Annotated in this window: 19 protein-coding genes; 6 read left to right on the top strand and 13 right to left on the bottom strand. The window is 62.2% G+C overall.

Annotation, left to right across the window (positions count from 1 at the left end):
* Window position 1 precedes the first annotated feature (1 nt).
* Window positions 2–370 (bottom strand): COG4315 family predicted lipoprotein, encoded by a 369-nt coding sequence (locus BGP85_RS13795; protein ID WP_103448454.1) that lies wholly within the window; start codon window positions 368–370, stop codon window positions 2–4.
* Between the two features lie 174 nt (window positions 371–544).
* Here BGP85_RS13795 and phoB point away from each other — a divergent pair, with 174 nt between their 5' ends.
* From phoB to BGP85_RS13780, 3 genes are all read left to right on the top strand, one after another.
* A complete protein-coding gene (phoB, locus tag BGP85_RS13790; protein ID WP_003253341.1) occupies window positions 545–1,234 on the top strand; it encodes a phosphate regulon transcriptional regulator PhoB in 690 nt (229 codons plus the stop codon).
* Between the two features lie 48 nt (window positions 1,235–1,282).
* Window positions 1,283–2,590 (top strand): phosphate regulon sensor histidine kinase PhoR, encoded by a 1,308-nt coding sequence (gene phoR / locus BGP85_RS13785; protein ID WP_103448453.1) that lies wholly within the window; start codon window positions 1,283–1,285, stop codon window positions 2,588–2,590.
* 128 nt (window positions 2,591–2,718) lie between these two features.
* Window positions 2,719–4,059: a hemolysin family protein gene (locus BGP85_RS13780; protein ID WP_103448452.1), complete on the top strand. Its 1,341-nt coding sequence runs from the start codon at window positions 2,719–2,721 to the stop codon at window positions 4,057–4,059.
* Between the two features lie 2 nt (window positions 4,060–4,061).
* Here the strand turns inward: BGP85_RS13780 and BGP85_RS13775 are convergent, their stop codons facing one another.
* The 8 genes from BGP85_RS13775 to BGP85_RS13740 form a co-directional block, all read right to left on the bottom strand.
* Window positions 4,062–4,964: a peptidoglycan DD-metalloendopeptidase family protein gene (locus BGP85_RS13775; protein ID WP_103448451.1), complete on the bottom strand. Its 903-nt coding sequence runs from the start codon at window positions 4,962–4,964 to the stop codon at window positions 4,062–4,064.
* Window positions 4,965–5,138: 174 nt separating this feature from the next.
* Window positions 5,139–6,038 (bottom strand): response regulator, encoded by a 900-nt coding sequence (locus tag BGP85_RS13770; RefSeq protein ID WP_103448450.1) that lies wholly within the window; start codon window positions 6,036–6,038, stop codon window positions 5,139–5,141.
* 164 nt (window positions 6,039–6,202) lie between these two features.
* Window positions 6,203–6,970, bottom strand: coding sequence for a phosphate signaling complex protein PhoU (gene phoU / locus BGP85_RS13765; RefSeq protein ID WP_103448449.1), 768 nt, complete (start codon window positions 6,968–6,970; stop codon window positions 6,203–6,205).
* 65 nt (window positions 6,971–7,035) lie between these two features.
* Window positions 7,036–7,869 carry a phosphate ABC transporter ATP-binding protein PstB gene (gene pstB, locus BGP85_RS13760; protein ID WP_103449859.1) on the bottom strand — a complete coding sequence of 278 codons (834 nt, stop codon included), beginning with the start codon at window positions 7,867–7,869 and terminating at the stop codon, window positions 7,036–7,038.
* Between the two features lie 73 nt (window positions 7,870–7,942).
* A complete protein-coding gene (gene pstA, locus BGP85_RS13755; protein ID WP_103448448.1) occupies window positions 7,943–9,613 on the bottom strand; it encodes a phosphate ABC transporter permease PstA in 1,671 nt (556 codons plus the stop codon).
* Between the two features lie 17 nt (window positions 9,614–9,630).
* Window positions 9,631–11,919 carry an ABC transporter permease subunit gene (locus BGP85_RS13750; protein ID WP_103448447.1) on the bottom strand — a complete coding sequence of 763 codons (2,289 nt, stop codon included), beginning with the start codon at window positions 11,917–11,919 and terminating at the stop codon, window positions 9,631–9,633.
* Window positions 11,920–12,058: 139 nt separating this feature from the next.
* Window positions 12,059–13,057, bottom strand: a complete 999-nt coding sequence (locus BGP85_RS13745) for a phosphate ABC transporter substrate-binding protein PstS (RefSeq protein WP_103448446.1) — start codon at window positions 13,055–13,057, stop codon at window positions 12,059–12,061.
* A 174-nt stretch (window positions 13,058–13,231) separates the two neighbouring features.
* Window positions 13,232–14,521, bottom strand: a complete 1,290-nt coding sequence (locus tag BGP85_RS13740) for an MFS transporter (RefSeq protein WP_103448445.1) — start codon at window positions 14,519–14,521, stop codon at window positions 13,232–13,234.
* Between the two features lie 359 nt (window positions 14,522–14,880).
* On the opposite strand from BGP85_RS13740, the gene BGP85_RS13735 reads away from it, so the two are divergent.
* Both BGP85_RS13735 and BGP85_RS13730 read left to right on the top strand, forming a co-directional pair.
* A complete protein-coding gene (locus BGP85_RS13735) occupies window positions 14,881–15,279 on the top strand; it encodes an acyl-CoA thioesterase (RefSeq protein ID WP_027917060.1) in 399 nt (132 codons plus the stop codon).
* A gap of 72 nt (window positions 15,280–15,351) precedes the next feature.
* Complete coding sequence (locus BGP85_RS13730) at window positions 15,352–16,248, top strand: D-hexose-6-phosphate mutarotase (protein ID WP_103448444.1); 897 nt, start codon at window positions 15,352–15,354, stop codon at window positions 16,246–16,248.
* 62 nt (window positions 16,249–16,310) lie between these two features.
* Here BGP85_RS13730 and BGP85_RS13725 read toward each other — a convergent pair whose 3' ends face one another.
* From BGP85_RS13725 to purE, 4 genes are all read right to left on the bottom strand, one after another.
* Entirely contained in the window at window positions 16,311–16,844 is a 534-nt protein-coding gene (locus tag BGP85_RS13725) for a DUF3299 domain-containing protein (protein ID WP_181004525.1), read from the bottom strand.
* 49 nt (window positions 16,845–16,893) lie between these two features.
* Window positions 16,894–17,139, bottom strand: coding sequence for a GlsB/YeaQ/YmgE family stress response membrane protein (locus BGP85_RS13720; RefSeq protein WP_060507722.1), 246 nt, complete (start codon window positions 17,137–17,139; stop codon window positions 16,894–16,896).
* Window positions 17,140–17,236: 97 nt separating this feature from the next.
* On the bottom strand, window positions 17,237–18,319 hold the full coding sequence (locus BGP85_RS13715) for a 5-(carboxyamino)imidazole ribonucleotide synthase (protein ID WP_103448442.1): 1,083 nt from the start codon (window positions 18,317–18,319) through the stop codon (window positions 17,237–17,239).
* A gap of 10 nt (window positions 18,320–18,329) precedes the next feature.
* Window positions 18,330–18,821: a 5-(carboxyamino)imidazole ribonucleotide mutase gene (gene purE, locus BGP85_RS13710; protein ID WP_103448441.1), complete on the bottom strand. Its 492-nt coding sequence runs from the start codon at window positions 18,819–18,821 to the stop codon at window positions 18,330–18,332.
* Between the two features lie 270 nt (window positions 18,822–19,091).
* On the opposite strand from purE, the gene BGP85_RS13705 reads away from it, so the two are divergent.
* Complete coding sequence (locus tag BGP85_RS13705; RefSeq protein ID WP_103448440.1) at window positions 19,092–19,709, top strand: hypothetical protein; 618 nt, start codon at window positions 19,092–19,094, stop codon at window positions 19,707–19,709.

The following is a 19,709-nucleotide window of genomic DNA, read 5'->3' as shown; positions in this document are numbered from 1 at the left end:
TTTACGGCCTGGCGACATGCCAGACGTCCTTCATGCCATCACCGGTCATGTCCCCGGCCTTCTTGTCCTTGACGAAGGTGTACAGCGGCTTGCCGTCATAGGCCCACTGCATCTTGCCGTCGTCACGCTTGATCTGTGTCCACTTGCCTTCAGCCTTCTCGCCCTTCTCGACCATCAGTGGAGGCCAGTTGGTCGCACAATCACCACTGCACATCGACTTGCCGCCTGCATCCTTGTCGAACGTGTACAGCGTCATGCCTTCGTGGTCGACCCACATGCCGTCTTTTTCCATGGCATGGTGGGCGGACGCCACCCCCGGAAGCGCCAGTGCAGCGAAAAGGGCCATCCAGCTCAGCGTATGTCGTGTCATTGGAATCACCATGAATTCGGGGGTGGATTGCATTCTGTTTGCCGCCGCAACGGCCCTGTGAAGCCTAGCCCAGTCATGGAATGTCGCCAGAACGGCCAACACCCTGTCACACAGCTGCAATAATTCCGTTATCTAATGCGGGCCAAGACACGATTACTGGGAGAGGTTTTGAGCATGGTTGGCAGAAACATTCTGATCGTCGACGACGAAGCGCCTATTCGCGAGATGATCGCCGTTGCATTGGAAATGGCCGGCTATGACTGCCTTGAAGCGGAGAATTCGCAACAGGCCCACGCGATCATTGTCGACCGCAAACCGGACCTGATCCTGCTCGACTGGATGCTGCCCGGTACTTCCGGCATCGAGCTGGCACGCCGCCTGAAGCGCGACGAACTGACCGGCGACATTCCGATCATCATGCTCACCGCCAAAGGCGAAGAGGACAACAAGATCCAGGGCCTGGAAGTTGGCGCCGACGACTACATCACCAAGCCGTTCTCGCCCCGCGAGCTGGTCGCCCGCCTGAAGGCCGTGCTGCGTCGCACCGGCCCGAGCGACAGCGAAGCGCCAATCGAAGTCGGTGGCCTGCTGCTCGACCCGATCAGCCACCGCGTGACCATCGACGGCAAGCCGGCCGAGATGGGCCCTACCGAATACCGACTGCTGCAGTTCTTCATGACTCACCAGGAACGCGCCTACACCCGCGGCCAACTGCTCGACCAGGTGTGGGGCGGCAACGTGTATGTCGAGGAGCGCACCGTCGACGTGCACATCCGTCGCCTGCGCAAGGCACTGGGTGAAGCCTACGAAAATCTGGTACAAACCGTCCGGGGCACTGGCTACCGCTTCTCGACCAAGAGCTGATCGAGCCTTCAAGCGCCAAGCTGCAAGTCGTTGTACAAGGACCGTCAATTGAACCAGAACTGGCACGCGACCCTGATTCGCCACCTGTTGCTGCTGATCACCGTCTGCCTGATCGGCGGCCTGGTCAGCGGCTATTACGGCTGGAGCCTGGCCATCGGCCTGGCGCTGTACCTGGGCTGGACCCTCAAGCAGCTGCTGCGGCTGCACGACTGGCTGCGCAACCACCAACCCGATGAAGCACCACCCGATGGCTACGGCCTGTGGGGCGAGGTATTCGACAGCATCTACCACCTGCAGCGCCGCGACCAGCGCGTGCGCGGGCGCCTGCAGGCGGTAATCGACCGGGTGCAGGAGTCCACTGCGGCGCTGCGCGACGCGGTGATCATGCTCGACAGCGACGGCAACCTGGAGTGGTGGAACCGCGCCGCAGAGACGCTGCTGGGCTTCAAGACCCCGCAGGACGGCGGCCAGCCGGTAACCAATCTGGTGCGCCACCCGCGCTTCAAGGAATACTTCGAGGCAGAGAACTACGTCGAGCCGCTGGAAATCCCTTCCCCGATCAACGACCGCCTGCGCGTGCAGCTGCACATTACCCGCTACGGCAACAACGAGCACCTGATGCTGGTGCGCGATGTCACCCGCATCCATCAGCTCGAGCAGATGCGCAAGGACTTCGTCGCCAACGTCTCCCACGAGCTGCGCACGCCGCTGACCGTGATCACCGGCTACCTGGAAACCCTGCTGGACAACGTCGAGGACGTGAACCCGCGCTGGGCCCGGGCGCTGCAGCAGATGACCCAACAAGGTTCGCGCATGCAGACCCTGCTCAACGACCTGTTGCTGCTGGCCAAGCTGGAAGCCACCGACTACCCGTCGGACAACCAGCCGGTCGCGGTCGATGCCTTGCTCAGCGCAATCAAGCAGGATGCCCAGGCACTGTCCGGGCCGCGTAACCAGAAGATCACCCTGGAGGCCGCGCCGGGCCTACGCCTGAAGGGCAGCGAGTCGGAACTGCGCAGCGCCTTCTCCAACCTGGTGTTCAACGCCGTGAAGTACACCCAGGATGAAGGCAACATCCGCATCCGCTGGTGGGGCGACGAACACGGCGCGCACCTGTCGGTGCAGGATTCCGGGGTCGGTATCGACGCCAAGCACCTGCCGCGGCTGACCGAACGCTTCTATCGGGTCGACTCCAGCCGTGCATCGAATACCGGCGGCACCGGCCTTGGGCTGGCGATCGTCAAGCACGTGCTGATGCGCCACCGCGGCAAGCTGGAAATCAGCAGCGTGCCGGGGCATGGCAGTACCTTCACCTGTCACTTTGGGCCGGCACAATTGGCCAACGGCAAGGCCTGAGGTGCCGGGGGCTGCTTTGCAGCCCTTTGCTTTTGCAGCCCCAGCCGCTACATTGGATCCCCTGTGCCAGCAAGAGCTGGCACTTTTTTTCTCTCTATCTCAAAGACGGACCCCGTAAAAACTCCATCATGGACCCTTCCCCTGGTATCAGCCTCGCCTCGTTATTCGCCGATTTCGGCATGATCATCTTCGCCTTCCTGCTGGTGCTGCTCAACGGCTTCTTCGTTGCCGCCGAGTTCGCCATGGTCAAGCTGCGCGCCACCCGCGTCGAGTCCATCGCCGAACTGCATGGCTGGCGCGGCAGCATCCTGCGCAAGGTACACAACCAGCTCGACGCCTACCTGTCCGCCTGCCAGCTGGGCATCACCCTCGCCTCGCTGGGCCTGGGCTGGGTCGGTGAGCCGGCCTTTGCCCACCTGCTGGAGCCGCTGCTGGCCTACCTGGGCGTGGACAGCGCCGAACTGGTCAAAGCGGTGTCGTTCTTCGTCGCCTTCTTCGTCATTTCGTACCTGCACATCGTGGTCGGCGAACTGGCGCCCAAGTCGTGGGCAATCCGCAAGCCCGAGCTGCTGTCGCTGTGGACCGCCGTGCCGCTGTACCTGTTCTACTGGACCATGTACCCGGCCATCTACCTGCTCAACGCCAGCGCCAACACCATCCTGCGCATCGCTGGCCAGGGTGAGCCGGGCCCGCACCATGAGCACCACTACAGCCGCGAAGAACTCAAGCTGATCCTGCACTCCAGCCGTGGCCAGGACCCGAGCGACCAAGGCATGCGCGTACTCGCTTCTGCCGTGGAAATGGGCGAGCTGGAAGTGGTGGACTGGGCCAACTCGCGTGAGGATATGGTCAGCATCGACGCCCATGCCCCGCTCAAGGAAATCCTCGCCCTGGTACGCCGGCACAAGTTCAGCCGCTACCCGGTGTACGACGCCGAGCGCGAGGAATTCATCGGCCTGCTGCACATCAAGGACTTGCTGCTGGAGCTGGCCGAACTCGAACACCTGCCCGCAACCATCGACCTGGACGACCTGGCCCGCCCGCTGGAGCGCGTATCGCGGCACATGCCGCTGTCCCAGCTGCTGGAGCAGTTCCGCAAGGGCGGCGCGCACTTCGTGTTGGTAGAGGAAGCCGACGGCAAGGTGATCGGCTACCTGACCATGGAAGACGTGCTGGAAGTGCTGGTGGGTGACATCCAGGACGAACACCGCAAGACCGAACGCGGCATCCTCGCCTACCAGCCAGGCAAACTGCTGGTGCGGGGCGACACGCCGCTGTTCAAGGTCGAGCGCCTTCTCGGTGTCGACCTCGACCACATCGAGGCAGAAACCCTCGCCGGCCTGGTCTACGAGACCCTCAAGCGCGTGCCCGAGGAAGAGGAAGTGCTGGAAGTCGAAGGCCTGCGCATCATCATCAAGAAGATGAAAGGGCCGAAGATCGTCCTGGCCAAGGTTCTGAAACTCGACTGACCCTAGGGGTTGCCGGCGGTGAAGTCCGGCAACCCGCCAAGCGGCCGGTCGAACTGGAACGGTATCGATTCCAGCGCCAAGCCCACATTGCGCTGCACCACGAAATGCAGGTGGGGGCCGGTGCTGTTACCGGTATTGCCTGATTTGGCCAGGGCCTGCCCGACCACCACCTGCTGCCCTTCGCGCACCGCCACCGAACCACGCATCAAATGCAGATACACGCCCATGGTGCCGTCGGGGTGCAGAATCCGCACGAAATTGCCCCCTGGGTTGGTGCCCCGTCCACTCTGGCCATTCTCGACCTTAACCACCATCCCACCTCGGGCGGCGATGATCGGCGTGCCCTCCGGCATGGCGATGTCCATCGCATAGCGGCTCCTGGGGCCGAAGTGGCTGAAACGTCCGTTGGGCCCCTGGGTCAGGCGAAATGGCCCGCCCTTCCAGGGAAACGGGTAGCGGTAAGCCAAAGAACGCTGGCCAGGGTCGCCCATGGCGTACTGGAAGCTTGTGGCGTACTGCAACTTGCCACCGGGCGCGGCCAGCACCGAACTCAGCACCTTGCTCGAACGCGGCCCCACCACGGCGCGGATGTTGCGCGGCTGGTTGCCACCGAAAGCGTTGGTCAGCTTGTCGATACGCAACTCGACCTGCATCGGCACATACAAGTCATTGCGCACCATGAAGCGCACGCCGCCCGGGAAGGTTTCGGCCTGCAAGCGCACCTTGCCATCGATGTGATCGAGGATCGGCTCGCTGAGCTCGAAGGTTTTCGCCCCCGGGCTGTAGCGGTCGGAGTACGAGACCACGCCGGAGTTGTCGACGGTCTTGTAGATCGTCTTGCCCATGCTCGACGCCGAAGCTGAAAGCAAGGCACAGAAAAGCAGCAAGCGGGCGGCGGCTGGCATGATGGTGGCTTTTTGACAGGTATGGTCTGTCGAAGACTAGCAGCGGGATTTGGGAGCGGTATTGCAGCTGGTCGGAAGAACCCTGTAGAAGCGGGCAGCGCGGTGACTGGCACCGGCTTTGCCGGTGTTCGCGGGGCAAACACGCTCCTACAAGGGATCTGTTTATGGCCTTGATCAAGCGCCGGGGGTGAAGTGCTTCTGCTGGGTCCCGCGGGCAATCAGGCGCGACAGGTAGTCGAGTTTCTGCGCATCCTGGTCGACGAACTTGAAGGTCAGCTGCAGCCAGTCACTTTCTGGCTTGGGCTCCAGCGCCGCGATGGCGTGCAGATAGCCGTTCAGGCGCGCCACTTCGGCATTCTCGCCCTGCTCCAGGTCGAGCACTGCGCCCTCCAGCACCTGTGGCAACGCGGCACTGCGACGTACCACCAGCAACGCTTCCTTGAGGCTCAGCGCCTTGATCACGCAGGGCTGCGTGCCGCTGGCCAGGCGCAACTGGCCCTGCCCCCGCCCGGCCTGGGCCGCAGCCGCCGCAGTCTGCGGCTTCGGCGCATTGAGCAAAGGCTTGGCCGGCGCGGCAGCAGGGGCCGCCACCTTGGCCGCTTCAGGCTTGCCACCGGTCAGTGCACTCAGCGAGTCGTTGGCAAATGCCGAATTCACCCGTGCCGGTGCACCGGCCATCAGGCTTTCCAGCTTGCCGATCTTGCTCAGGGCTTTTTTCACCTTGGTCAACAGCTGTTCGTTGGTGAACGGCTTGCCGACAAAGTCGGAGACGCCGGCCTGGATGGCCTGGATCACGTTCTCCTTGTCACCACGGCTGGTCACCATGATGAATTGCAGGTCCTTCATCTCCGGCTGCTGACGGCACCAGGTCAGCAGTTCGAGGCCAGACATCTCTGGCATCTCCCAGTCGCACAGCACCAGGTCGAACGGTTCCTTGCCCAGCATGGCCATGGCCTTGCGACCGTTGACCGCGTCTTCGATGACCATGCCCGGGAAGGCATTGCGCAGGCACTTCCTCACCAGGTCACGAATGAACGGTGCGTCATCCACGACCAGCACATTGACTTTACTCATCGATACTCCTCTTGTACCCGACTAGCCTACCGCGCAATGGTGGCCACTTGCCAACTCTAGGGTCACGCCGGGACTTCTTCGCATCGTTCGCGGGTGCCTGCTGATTGCTCTGCCACACACGAAAACGCCCGGCACGGGCCGGGCGTCGATGCTCGGGAGCAATCTTATTTATCGTCAGGTTTGCCCGGAACATTAGCAATTTCGGCGTCACCCACAGTGCCTTCGACCTCTGCCTTCATGCGCTTGAGGCCCATGTGACGTACGTCGGTACCGCGCACCAGGTAAATCACCAGCTCCGAGATGTTGCGCGCGTGGTCGCCGATGCGCTCCAGCGAACGCAACACCCAGATCACGCTGAGCACCCGCGTGATCGAACGCGGATCTTCCATCATGTAGGTGACCAGTTCGCGAAGGGCGGTCTTGTACTCGCGGTCGATGGTCTTGTCGTACTGGGCCACCGCCAGCGCCAGGTCGGCGTCGAAGCGGGCGAAGGCATCGAGGGCGTCGCGCACCATATTGCGCACCTGGTCGCCGATGTGGCGCACCTCGACGTAGCCACGCGGCGACTCGCCTTCCTCGCACAGCTGGATGGCGCGGCGGGCGATCTTGGTCGATTCGTCACCGATACGCTCAAGGTCGATCACCGACTTGGAGATGCTGATGATCAGGCGCAGGTCGGAGGCCGCCGGTTGGCGGCGGGCGAGGATGCGCAGGCACTCCTCGTCGATGTTGCGCTCCATCTGATTGATCTGATCGTCGACTTCACGCACCTGCTGGGCCAGACCCGAGTCGGCCTCGATCAGCGCGGTAACGGCATCGTTCACCTGCTTCTCGACCAGGCCACCCATGGCCAGCAAGTGGCTGCGCACCTCTTCGAGTTCGGCGTTGAACTGCTGGGAAATATGGTGCGTCAGGCTTTCTTTGTTGATCATGTGTTCGCTCCGCGAAGCAGCTGCAAGCTTCAAGTAGTTCGTATCGTTCCCAGGGCAAAGCGGCCTTAGCCGTAACGACCGGTGATGTAGTCTTCGGTCTGCTTCTTCGCCGGGTTGGTGAACAGGGTGTCGGTATCACCGAATTCGACCAGTTTGCCCATGTACATGAACGCGGTGTAGTCCGAAACACGGGCCGCCTGTTGCATGTTGTGGGTCACGATGACGATGGTGTACTTGGATTTCAGTTCGTAGATCAGCTCTTCGACCTTCAGCGTCGAGATCGGGTCCAGCGCCGAGCAAGGTTCGTCGAGCAGCAGTACTTCCGGCTCGACGGCAATGGTACGGGCGATCACCAGGCGCTGCTGCTGGCCGCCGGACAGGCCCAGGGCGGACTCGTGCAGGCGGTCCTTGACCTCCTCCCACAGGGCGGCGCCCTTCAAAGCCCACTCTACGGCCTCATCGAGCACGCGCTTCTTGTTGATGCCCTGGATACGCAGGCCGTAGACCACGTTCTCGTAAATGGTCTTGGGGAACGGGTTGGGCTTCTGGAACACCATACCCACCCGGCGACGCAGCTCGGCCACGTCTTCGCCCTTGCGGTAGATGTTGTTGCCGTACAGGTTGATGGCGCCTTCCACGCGGCAGCCGTCGACCAGGTCGTTCATGCGGTTGAAGGTGCGCAGCAGGGTCGACTTGCCGCAGCCGGACGGGCCGATGAAGGCGGTCACGCGCTGCTTGGGGATGTTCATCTGCACGTCGAACAGGGCTTGCTTGTCACCGTAGAACAAGCTCAGGCCCGGCACTTCGATGGCCACGGTTTCTTCGGCCAGGCGCAGGCCCTGCTTGTCGCGACCCAGGGCAGACATGTCGATGCTGCGGGTGTGGGATTCGTTCTGCATGGTCAACTCCATACGCTTTCAATTCGTTTCAAAGGGCCGCCCGGCTGGCAGGCGGCACGCTTGCAATTCAGGTTCAGCTGTCGAGCGCCTTGTACTTCTCGCGCAGGTGGTTACGTATCCACACCGCCGACAGGTTGAGGGTGGCGATCACCAGCACCAGCAGCAGCGCGGTGGCATATACCAGCGGGCGCGCCGCTTCGACGTTCGGGCTCTGGAAGCCGACGTCGTAGATATGGAAGCCCAGGTGCATGATCTTCTGGTCCAGGTGCAGGTACGGGTAGTTGCCGTCCAGCGGCAGCGATGGCGCCAGCTTCACTACACCCACCAGCATCAGCGGCGCCACTTCACCGGCGGCGCGGGCCACGGCGAGGATCATGCCGGTCATCATGGCCGGGCTGGCCATCGGCAGAACGATCTTCCACAGGGTTTCGGCCTTGGTCGCACCCAAGGCCAGGGAGCCTTCACGCACGGTCCGCGGGATCCGCGCCAGGCCTTCCTCGGTGGCCACGATCACCACCGGAACGGCCAGCAGCGCCAGGGTCAGCGAAGCCCACAGCAGGCCTGGGGTACCCAAGGTCGGTGCCGGCAGCGCTTCAGGGAAGAACAGGCGGTCGATCGAGCCGCCCAGCACATAGACGAAGAAGCCCAGGCCGAACACGCCGTAGACGATCGCCGGTACGCCGGCCAGGTTGTTCACCGCGATACGGATCAGGCGGGTCACCGGGCCTTGCCTGGCGTATTCGCGCAGGTAGACCGCAGCCAGCACGCCAAACGGCGTGACGATCACGGCCATGATCAGGGTCATCATCACGGTGCCGAAAATCGCCGGGAAGATACCACCCTCGGTGTTGGCCTCACGCGGGTCATCACTGAGGAAATCCCAGACCTTGGTGAAGTAGGTGCCCATCTTGCTGAAGCCAGACATGCCGTTCGGCTGGATGGCGTGTACCACCTTGCTCAGGTTGATTTCCACTTCACGGCCGTTGCCGTCGCGGGCCACCAGGCTATCGCGGGCGAAGGCCTGGTGCAGGCCCAGCAGGCGGTCCTCGATGGCCTTGTAACGGCTGTTCAGTTCGGCGCGTTCGGCGTCCATGTCGGCCTGGGCGGCGGCGTCCAGCTTGCCGTCCAGTTCCAGCTTGCGACCGTGCAGGCGCAGGCGTTCGAGGCCATGGTTGATGGCACCGATGTCTTTCTTTTCGAGGGTTTGCAGTTCGCTGTTGAGCTGGTTGGCACGCTTGAGACGGGCTTGCAGCTCGCTCCAGGCCTCCGGGCCTTGGGCAACCACGCGGCCCTCTTCCTTGACGCTGACCAGGTAGCCGTAGTAGTTGCCCCACTCGCGGCGCTCCAGGGCGATCAGGTCGGCCGGGCTCTGCTCGTCGACCAGCCAGTCGCCGACCACCCAGGTGAAGTCGTTGCCATTGAGGTCACGGTTACCCACCTTGATCAGCTCGCGGGTCATGAACTCCGGGCCGTCGTCCGGCACCGGCAGGCCGGCGCCCTTGAGCCGGGCACGCGGCACTTCTTCCTTCTGCACCACTTCGCCGATGACGACATGGTCGGCCTGGCCAGGCACCTTGTAGGTGGCCTGGATCAGGTCGGCCGGCCAGAAGTGGCCCAGGCCGCGCACGGCGATCACCGCCAGCAGGCCGACGGTCATGATCACCGCCATGGCCACCGCGCCACCGCTGATCCAGACGCCTGGGGCGCCGCTCTTGAACCAGCCTTTGAGGGAATCCTTTTTCACGGATCGCTACCTTTCTATCAAAGCGACGAGTATTTCTTGCGCAGACGCTGGCGAATCAGCTCGGCCAAGGTGTTCATGACGAAGGTGAACATCAGCAGCACGAGGGCGGCGAGGAACAGCACGCGATAGTGGCTGCCGCCGACTTCCGACTCAGGCATTTCCACCGCCACGTTGGCGGCCAGGGTGCGCATGCCTTCGAACAGGTTCAGTTCCATCACCGGGGTATTGCCGGTGGCCATCAGCACGATCATGGTCTCGCCCACCGCACGGCCCATGCCGATCATCAGCGCCGAGAAGATGCCCGGGCTGGCAGTGAGGATGACCACGCGGGTCAGGGTCTGCCACGGCGTGGCACCCAGGGCCAGAGAGCCCAGGGTCAGGCTGCGCGGCACGCTGAACACGGCGTCTTCGGCGATCGAGTAGATGTTCGGGATGACCGCGAAGCCCATGGCGATACCTACCACCATGGCGTTGCGCTGGTCATAGCGCAGGCCGAGGGTGTGCTCGATCCACAGACGCATGTCACCGCCGAAGAACCAGCTTTCCAGGTACGGGCTGACAGCCAGGGCCATCCAGCCGATCGCCAGGATCACCGGGATCAAGATTGCCGCTTCCCAGCCATCCGGGATGCGCAGGCGGATCGACTCTGGCAGGCGGCTCCAGGTATAGCCTGCCAGCAGAATGCCGATGGGCATGATCAGGAACAGGCTGAATACGCCGGGCAGGTGGCCTTCCAGGTACGGGGCTAGGAACAGGCCGGCGAAGAAGCCGAGGATCACCGTCGGCATCGCTTCCATCAGTTCGATCACCGGCTTGACCTTGCGGCGCATGCCCGGGGCCATGAAGTAGGCGGTGTAGATGGCAGCGGCAATGGCCAGCGGGGCCGCCAGGATCATTGCGTAGAACGCGGCCTTGAGGGTACCGAAGGTCAGCGGCGACAGGCTCAGCTTAGGCTCGAAGTCGGTGTTCGAGGCGGTCGACTGCCAGACGTATTTAGGCTCGTCGTAGTTTTCGTACCAGACCTTGCCCCACAGCGCACTGAAGGAAATTTCCGGGTGCGGGTTGCGCAGGCTCAGCGGCAGCAGCTTGCCGCCTTCTTCGATGATGATGCGGTTGGCTCGCGGCGACAGGGCCAGGATGCCTGCACCTTCGGCAGCCTGCTCGACCAGCAGTGTGCGGTGCGCGGTACTGTGGAACACGCCGAGCTTGCCGTCGGAGTCCAGGGCGATGAAGCCCTTGCGGCGCTCTTCGGCGTCGATCTGCGCGATCGGTGCCTTGCCCAACTGGAAGGTCCGGATCTGCTTGAAGCGCTGCTCGCCATCCGGGTCGCGGGCCATGAACCACTGGGCCAGGCCGCCCTTGGAGTCACCGATGATCAGCGAGATGCCGCCCACCAGCTGGGCGGTGGCGGTGACTTCGGTGTCGGCGCTTTCGGCCAGCTTGTAGCGGCCATTGAGGCTCTTGTCGCGCAGGCTGAAGACATCGGCGGTGGCGCGACCGTTGATCACGTACAACCACTGCTGACGCGGGTCGATGAAGATGTTCTTCACCGCTTCGGTCATCTGCGGCAATTCGATGCGGTTCTGCTCAGTGCTGGTCTCACCGGTCAGCATGTTTTCAGTCTGCGACAGCTCGACCACTTGCAGGTGCGCACCGGTGGAACCGGCCAGCACCAGGGTTTCGCCGTTGACGTTGACGCTCACGTGCTCCAGCGCACGGCCCTGCTCATCGAGCACGAACGGCGCCTGGCCGTACGGGTAGTCGATACCTGGGGTGATGGTCTTCTTGTTGTCCGGGTAGGTGATCTTGTAGGTGTGGTGGAACACCAGTGCCTGACCATTGGACAGGCCGAGCACGATCAGCGGGCTACCCGGCTGGTCGGCGCTGATCGAAGTGACCTGGGTACCTGCCGGCACTGGCAGATCGACATGCTTGAGTTCTTTACCGCCTTTGGTGTCGAAGAAAATGGCCTGACCCTTGTCCGAAACGCGCATGCCAACCAGGTTCTGCTCTTCAAGGGCGATCATCAGTGGCTTGCCGGCATCCTGTTGCAACCAGGTCGGCTCCAGGGCTTTTTTGCTGGTCAGCTCGGCACCCTGGAACAGTGGCAGCACCACATAAGCCAGGTAGAAGAAGATCAGCGTGATAGCTGCCAATACGGCTAGCCCGCCCACCAGTACATACCAGCGGGTCAGGCGATCCTTGAGGGCGCGCATCCGGCGCTTGCGTTGCAGCTCGGGCGTATTGAAGTCAATCCGCACGGGCGGGGAGTTTGGGGTCATTGTGGAATTGGCCAGATCATTCATGCGCACACCCTAGCGGTCCCGTATGACAAAAACATGACAGTGAGTTGACGCAAAAAAGCCCGCCGCACAGGAACCCTGGCACCGGACTGGAAAGTCGTGGAAGAGGCCGGGCATCAGCACCGGCCTCATCCTCAGTTAGTTACTTCTTTGCAACATTGTCCGAGTGGGACAGGCCCAGGTCAGCCAGGGTCTTGTCGACCACTTTGGCCGGCAGCGGGATGTAGCCATCCTTCACCACGACCTGCTGGCCAGCTTGCGACAGCACCAGCTTGACGAACTCGGCTTCCAGCGGGGCCAGAGGCTTGTTTGGCGCCTTGTTGACGTACACATACAGGAAGCGCGACAGCGGGTACGAGCCGTTCAGGGCGTTGGCTTCGTTGTCTTCGATGAACTCGCCGCCTTCTTTCTTGGCCAGGGCCACGGTCTTGACGCTGGCAGTCTTGTAACCGATGCCCGAGTAGCCAATGCCGTTCAGCGAGGAGCTGATCGACTGCACGACCGAAGCCGAGCCAGGTTGTTCGTTGACGCTAGGCTTGAAGTCGCCTTTGCACAGGGCTTCTTCCTTGAAGTAGCCGTAGGTGCCCGATACCGAGTTGCGGCCGAACAGCTGAACCGGCTTGTTGGCCAGGTCGCCGGTCACGCCCAGGTCACCCCAGGTCTTGACTTCGGCTTTGGCGCCGCACAGGCGGGTGGACGAGAAGATGGCATCAACCTGGGCCATGGTCAGGCCTTTGATCGGGTTGTCCTTGTGCACGAACACAGCGAGGGCGTCGACGGCAACCGGGATGGCGGTTGGCTTGTAGCCGTACTTCTGCTCGAAGGCCTGCAGCTCGACATCCTTCATCTTGCGGCTCATCGGGCCGAGGTTGGCGGTGCCTTCGGTCAGCGCGGGTGGCGCAGTCGAGGAACCGGCAGCCTGAATCTGGATGTTTACGTTCGGATATTCCTTTTTGTAGGCCTCAGCCCACAGAGTCATCAAGTTCGCGAGCGTGTCGGAACCGACGCTGGAGAGGTTGCCCGATACACCGGTGGTCTTGGTGTAGGTCGGGATTGCAGGGTCGACAGCGGCTACCGCGTTGGCGGTCGCAACGCCAGCGGCGACAAAGGTCAGGGCCGCCATCAAACGCTTCAGTTTCATGCCTTGCTCCTAGCAGGAATATTTGGGGTGTTGGATGGAACGGGGCCAAGTATCTGCAGGCCGCATGAATACGATATGACTCAAATGTGACAAATGGATGAAAGGCCATCACTGAAAACAGGAGTGGCCTCTTCGCGACTGAAGCCGCGAAGAGGCCAGCAGTCTCGGTGCAGATCAGCGCTTGTTGGCGAGCAGGTACAGACCCACCATCAGACCAACGGCACAAAGACCTGCCACATAGTAGGCAGGTGCCATCGGGCTCACCTTGAGGAGCGCCGTCACGACCATCGGCGTCAGGCCACCAAAGATGGCGTAGGCCACGTTGTAGGAGAACGACAACCCGCTAAAGCGCACCACCGCCGGGAACGCCTTGACCATCACGTACGGCACCGCGCCGATCACACCCACGCACAAGCCGGTCACTGCATACAGCGGGAACAGCAGCTCAGGATGGGTCGGCAGGCTGTGGTAGAAGGTCCAGGAGCTGGCCAGCAGCAGCAGGCTGCCGATCACGAACACCCGGCCCGCACCGAAGCGGTCGGCCAGGCTGCCGGCGCCGATGCAGCCGAAGCTGAGCAGCACGATTGCCAGGCTGTTGGCCTTGAGCGAATCGGTGGGGCTGACGTGGTAGATGCTCTGCAGCAACGCCGGGGTCATCAGGATCACTACGACGATGCCGGCAGACAGCATCCAGGTCAGCAGCATCGACAGGATGATCGGGCCACGGTGGTCGCGCAGCACCGCGCGCAGCGGCAGCTCTTCGGCCAGGGCCTTGCGCTGCTGCATCTCGGCGAACACCGGGGTTTCGTGCAGCCAGCGGCGCAGGTACACCGAGAACAGGCCGAACACACCGCCGAGCAGGAACGGGATACGCCAGGCGTAGTCAGCCACTTCCTCGGCGCTGTAGAGGGTGTTGATCAGGGTCGCCACCAGCGAACCGAGCAGGATGCCCGCCGTCAGGCCCGCGGTCAGGGTCCCGCAGGCGTAGCCGGTGTTGCGCTCCGGCACATGCTCGGAGACGAACACCCAGGCGCCCGGTACCTCGCCACCGATGGCCGCGCCCTGGATCACCCGCATCAGCAGCAACAGGATCGGCGCCCACAGGCCGATCTGCGCATACGTCGGCAGCAGGCCCATGATCAGGGTCGGCAACGCCATCATGAAGATGCTCAGGGTGAACATCTTCTTGCGCCCGAGCAGGTCGCCGAAGTGGGCCATGACGATGCCACCCAGCGGTCGTGCCAGGTAGCCGGCGGCGAAAATGCCGAAGGTCTGCATCAGGCGTAGCCACTCAGGCATGTCGGCGGGGAAGAACAGCTTGCCGACCACCGTGGCGAAGAACACGAAGATGATGAAGTCGTAGAACTCCAGGGCTCCGCCCAGGGCGGACAGTGAGAGGGTCTTGTAGTCACTGCGGGTCAGCGGCCGCGTGGGCTGCTCGATACTGCTCGGCACGGAGGTCATCGCTCTTCGTTCTCTTGTAGGTCATGCAGGCCGCTTGGCACGCGGCTTCTGGATTGGGGCGAGGAGCGAAGATAGCAAATTGCCGAGCTGCGCTGAAAGCGATACAAAATCCATACACATATTCATAAATACGCGGTCGTCGCTGGGCGATTGGCTATATATACTGGCCGTTCGTAGGAAAAGGTTGCCTTAACCCTGGGAAGTTGTGCGAAAACGCCGGTCGTGATGTCAGACGGTTTCGCAGAGTTTCCCTACGGCCGCCCAGCGAAACGGAATCGGCGTAGTATGTTGTCAGCTGAATCGTTTTCCCGGCCTTGCGCCACACCAACGAAAGCGTCACGGGTCAGAGGCCCCATCGCATGATTGAGCTCGAACAAGAAGATCCTATCCCGCAAGGCGACCTGGCCTTGCAGATCACCGCGCTGCCGCGCGAAACCAATGGCTTCGGCGACATCTTCGGCGGCTGGCTGGTCGCGCAGATGGACCTGGCCGGCACCGCCATGGCCAGCCGCGTCGCCGGTGGCCGAGTGGCCACGGTATCCATCGACCGCATGGCATTCCTGGTGCCGGTGGCCGTTGGCGCACAACTGTCGTTCTATACCCAGACCCTGGAAATCGGCCGCAGCTCGATCCGCATGATGGTCGAGGTGTGGAGTGACGACCCGCTGTCCAGCGAGTGGCGCAAGGTTACCGAAGCGACATTCGTGTTCGTCGCCATCGATGGCAGTGGCCGAACCCGCTCGGTGCCTCGTCGCTGAGCCTCGCGAGCGGTAAACTCATTGCACGTCACCGGGTCCAAGGGCCCACAGGCAATCAATGAGACGAGCGTAATGGCTACCTTCAAGGTCGAATCCGAGCAACACGGCGAACTCAACTGCTGGCGCATCAGCAGCGACCGCGCCGAACTACTGATCGCCCAGCAGGGCGCGCAGATCCTCAGCTACCAGCGTGTTGGCGAGCCACCGCTGCTGTGGCTGAGCGACCAGGCCATCTTCCGCCAAGGCAAATCGGTGCGTGCCGGTGTGCCGGTGTGCTGGCCGTGGTTTGGCAACTTGCAGCGCAATCCCGCATCCGTGCAGGACATGTACTGTGGCAAGCAGGCTCCCGCCCATGGCTTGGCGCGTACGCGTGACTGGCAGTTGCTGGGCGTCGAAGAAAAAGGCGATGACCTGCACATCGAATTCGAGCTGCCCCAGGCCCAGGGCGAGCTACTGGGCTGGTCACATGATGTCGAGCTGAAGCTGCAGATCGTACTGGGTGATGAGCTCAGCGTATCTTTGAATAACCGCAACATGGGCAACAGCCCCGTGACCATCAGCCAGGCCCTGCACAGTTACTTTGCCGTCAGCGACGTGCGCCAGGCGTGGGTCGAAGGGGTAGAAGGGCTGCAGTACATCGAAACCCTGGCTGACTGGGAACAGCGCCAGCAGCAGGGTGCGTTGGGCTTTGCCGGGGAAACTGACCGGATCTACCTGGATACGCCGCAGAAGCTGAGCATTGTCGATCCGTACTGGGAGCGGCGGATCACCCTGACCTGCACCGGGTCGCGCTCAGCGGTGATCTGGAATCCTTGGACCGAGCGGGCCAAGGAGCTGGCGGACATGGCCGATGACGGCTGGCAGCGGATGCTGTGCATCGAGACGGCGAATGTCTGGGATGATGTACTGGAGCTCAAGCCCGGGGCCAGTCATTCGCTGCAGGTCAGGATCGCTAGCACAGCGATTTGATTGCTGCTTTGGCAGGCCTGGCCTCTTCGCGGGCTTCCCCGCGAAGGGGCCGGTACAGGCGATCAGAGGTCGGCGTCTTCCACCACCCTCACCTTCCCCGCATCCAGCGCATAGGCCGCATCGGCCAGGTCATTGCTGACCTTCTCCACCTTCAGTTTGCCGCTGACCCAAAGCGGCGTATAGATGTCATCGATCTTCAGGCCCTTCGGATACCGCACCAGTACCAACTGGTTGGGCGGCGGCGGCGGCACGTGGATGCATGCGCCTGGGTAAGGCACAAGGAAGAACAACGTGCTGTTGCCCTTGGCATCGCTTTCCAGCGGCACCGGGTAGCCGCCCAGGCGGATGTCCTTGCCGTCCATGGCGGCCACGGTCTTGGTCGAATACATCACCGCCGGCAGGCCCTTGCTCTGCTTCAGGCCGCCCTTGGCGGTGAAGGTGCCATTGGCTTCCGGCGAGTTGTGGTCGATTTCGGGCATCTCTTCGAGCGCCTTCTGGTCCGACTTGGGCATCAGCTCCAGCCAGTCGGTTTCGGGCAGTTCGGCATGGGCCAAGGTACTGGCCAGAAGCAACGGAATAAGGAAAAAGGCACGCATGGAAATGCTCGGCAACTCGGGATGAATTGCCGGGCATTCTAACCAGTATTCAGCGTTTCTTGATGAATCCGTAGATCACCAGAAGGATGATCGCACCAACCAGCGCACCGATGAATCCTGCGGCCTGGCCCGCCTGGTAGATCCCCAGTGCCTGGCCGCCATAGGTGGCGAGCAGGGAGCCGGCGATACCCAGCAGAATGGTCATGATCCAGCCCATGCTGTCGTCGCCCGGCTTGAGGAAGCGAGCCAGCAGGCCGACGATGAGGCCGATGAAGATGGTTCCAATGATGCCCATGGCAATCCCTCTGAAGTGAAGATGGAACAAGCCAAAGCCTAGACAGCGGTTTGGCTTGTTGCCATTTTCAGAGGGCAGACCCCGAGCAGAAGTTCGATCAGTTGCTGATCAATGCTTCCACTTCGGCAATCTTGGCGTTCAGGCTGACCATGTCCTGGCAGCGCAGGGTGGCGTGGCCAACCTTGCGCCCGACCTTGAAGGCCTTGCCATAGTGGTGCAGGTGGCAGCCATCAATGGCCACGACCTTTTCAACCGCCGGCACTTCGCCGATGAAGTTGAGCATGGCGCTTTCACCGACCTTGGCAGTCGAGCCCAGCGGCAGGCCGGCCACGGCGCGCAGGTGATTCTCAAACTGGCTGCACTCGGCGCCTTCGATGGTCCAGTGCCCGGAGTTATGCACACGCGGGGCGATTTCGTTGGCCTTCAGGCCACCGTCGACTTCGAAGAACTCGAAGGCCATCACGCCGACGTAGTCCAGCTGCTTGAGCACGCGGCCGACATAGTCTTCGGCCAGCCCCTGCAGCGGGTGCGCCTGGCTGGCCACCGACAGTTTCAGGATGCCGCTCTCGTGGGTGTTGTGCACCAACGGATAGAAACGGGTTTCGCCATCGCGGGCACGCACCGCCACCAGCGATACTTCGCCAGTGAACGGCACGAAGCCTTCCAGCAGGCAAGGTACGCTGCCCAGCTCGGCGAAGGTGCCAACCACGTCTTCCGGCGAGCGCAGAACCTTCTGGCCCTTGCCGTCGTAGCCCAGGGTGCGGGTCTTCAGCACGGCCGGCAGGCCGATGCTGGCGACCGCTGCGTCGAGGTCCGCCTGCGAGAGGATGTCGGCGAAGGCCGGGGTCGGGATGCCCAGGTCGCGGAACATGCTCTTCTCGAACAGGCGATCGCGGGCGATGCGCAGCGCTTCGGCACTCGGATAGACCGGGACGAACTGCGACAGGAAAGCCACGGTCTCGGCCGGGACGCTCTCGAATTCGAAGGTCACCAGGTCGACTTCGTCGGCCAGCTGGCGCAGGTGGTCCTGGTCGCCATAGTCGGCACGCAGGTGCTCGCCCAGCGGGGCCGCACAGGCGTCCGACGCCGGGTCGAGGAAGGCGAAGTTCATGCCCAGCGGGGTGCCCGCCAGGGCCAGCATGCGGCCCAGCTGGCCGCCACCGATTACACCGATCTTCATGGGTTCAGCCTCAAGCCTGGCGCGGGTCTGGATTGTCCAGCACGGTGTCGGTCTGCTCGCTGCGGAACTGCTTCAGCGCCGCGTGGTACTGCGGGTACTTGGCACCGAGGATGCTCGCCGACAGCAGTGCGGCGTTGACGGCGCCAGCACGGCCGATGGCCAGGGTGGCAACCGGCACGCCGGCAGGCATCTGCACGATCGACAGCAGCGAATCGACGCCCGACAGCATCGACGACTGGACGGGCACGCCCAGCACCGGCAGGTGGGTCTTGGCGGCACACATGCCTGGCAGGTGGGCAGCGCCACCGGCACCCGCAATGATCACCTCGATGCCACGCCCTTCGGCCTCTTCGGCGTACTGGAAAAGCAAGTCCGGGGTGCGGTGGGCGGAAACCACCTTCACTTCGTAGGGAATGCCGAGTTTTTCCAGCATATCGGCGGTGTGGCTAAGGGTGGACCAATCGGACTTGGAGCCCATGATCACGCCAACCAGTGCACTCATCGTCGAGCCTCTCCTGCAAGCGCCTTCTGGCGCGCTAAAAGCAACAAGCCACGCAGGTGGACCGGCGTGGCTTGTCATACGGATTCTGAATCGACCGGGTCGGTCGAAGGCGCGGGATTGTAGCGTATTTCTGGGCGGGCCGCCCACCCCCATAAGCACATGTCGGATCAAAGGGCAAGCTGTCTCGCGGGACAAGTTTTTCCCACTGCTGTACGAATCGGCGGCTGCAAGAGGATAGGACTTCGATGTTCAACTTTTCAGGAGCTGGAAATGACCAAACGATTCCTTGCTGCACTGACTTTCAACATAACGATGGCACTGCAGGCAGCCCCTGCCTGGGCGGCGAAATCACTGATAGTAACCCTCTATCCCCATGATGAACTGGGAGACATCAGTGACAACAAGATACGTCAGGATTTCGTACAGCCCTGGCTGAACGAAATGCGCGAATTAAGCAACCATTCGATTGAGGTAATCTTCAAACGCAATATTGCTGGCATCACTGATATCCGGTACCGGGAGATGTCTCCAGAAGACACTTACCGAACCTTCAGCAATGCCACTCCACCGCAGTTCAGTGGACAGAAATCGGTTTTGCTGGCGCGCAACACTTTCGGCCTTAACCGTGAAGGCACAGATACCCTTGGTTTGGCGAAATTAGGCTACCCCGACGGAATCGCTTCGCTTGCTACCTACACAGCTCTGGCGCACGAACTGGGTCATATGATGAACGCAACACACAAAGCGGCAGAACTACGCTACAACCCCTGGCGTTGCGAGACTTATGTGTTCCCGCTCCGCAATTCGCTTCGGTCTAATTGCTACCGCTACAGCGACGAGAACAGAGCAAGCATTTCCAGTTACTTGAACGAAACGCTCGGTCAATGA

Source organism: Pseudomonas putida, from assembly GCF_002906855.1.
GTDB lineage: Bacteria > Pseudomonadota > Gammaproteobacteria > Pseudomonadales > Pseudomonadaceae > Aquipseudomonas > Aquipseudomonas putida_N.
Note: the sequence above shows the minus strand (reverse complement) of the source record. Positions and strands in the feature narration are given on the sequence as shown.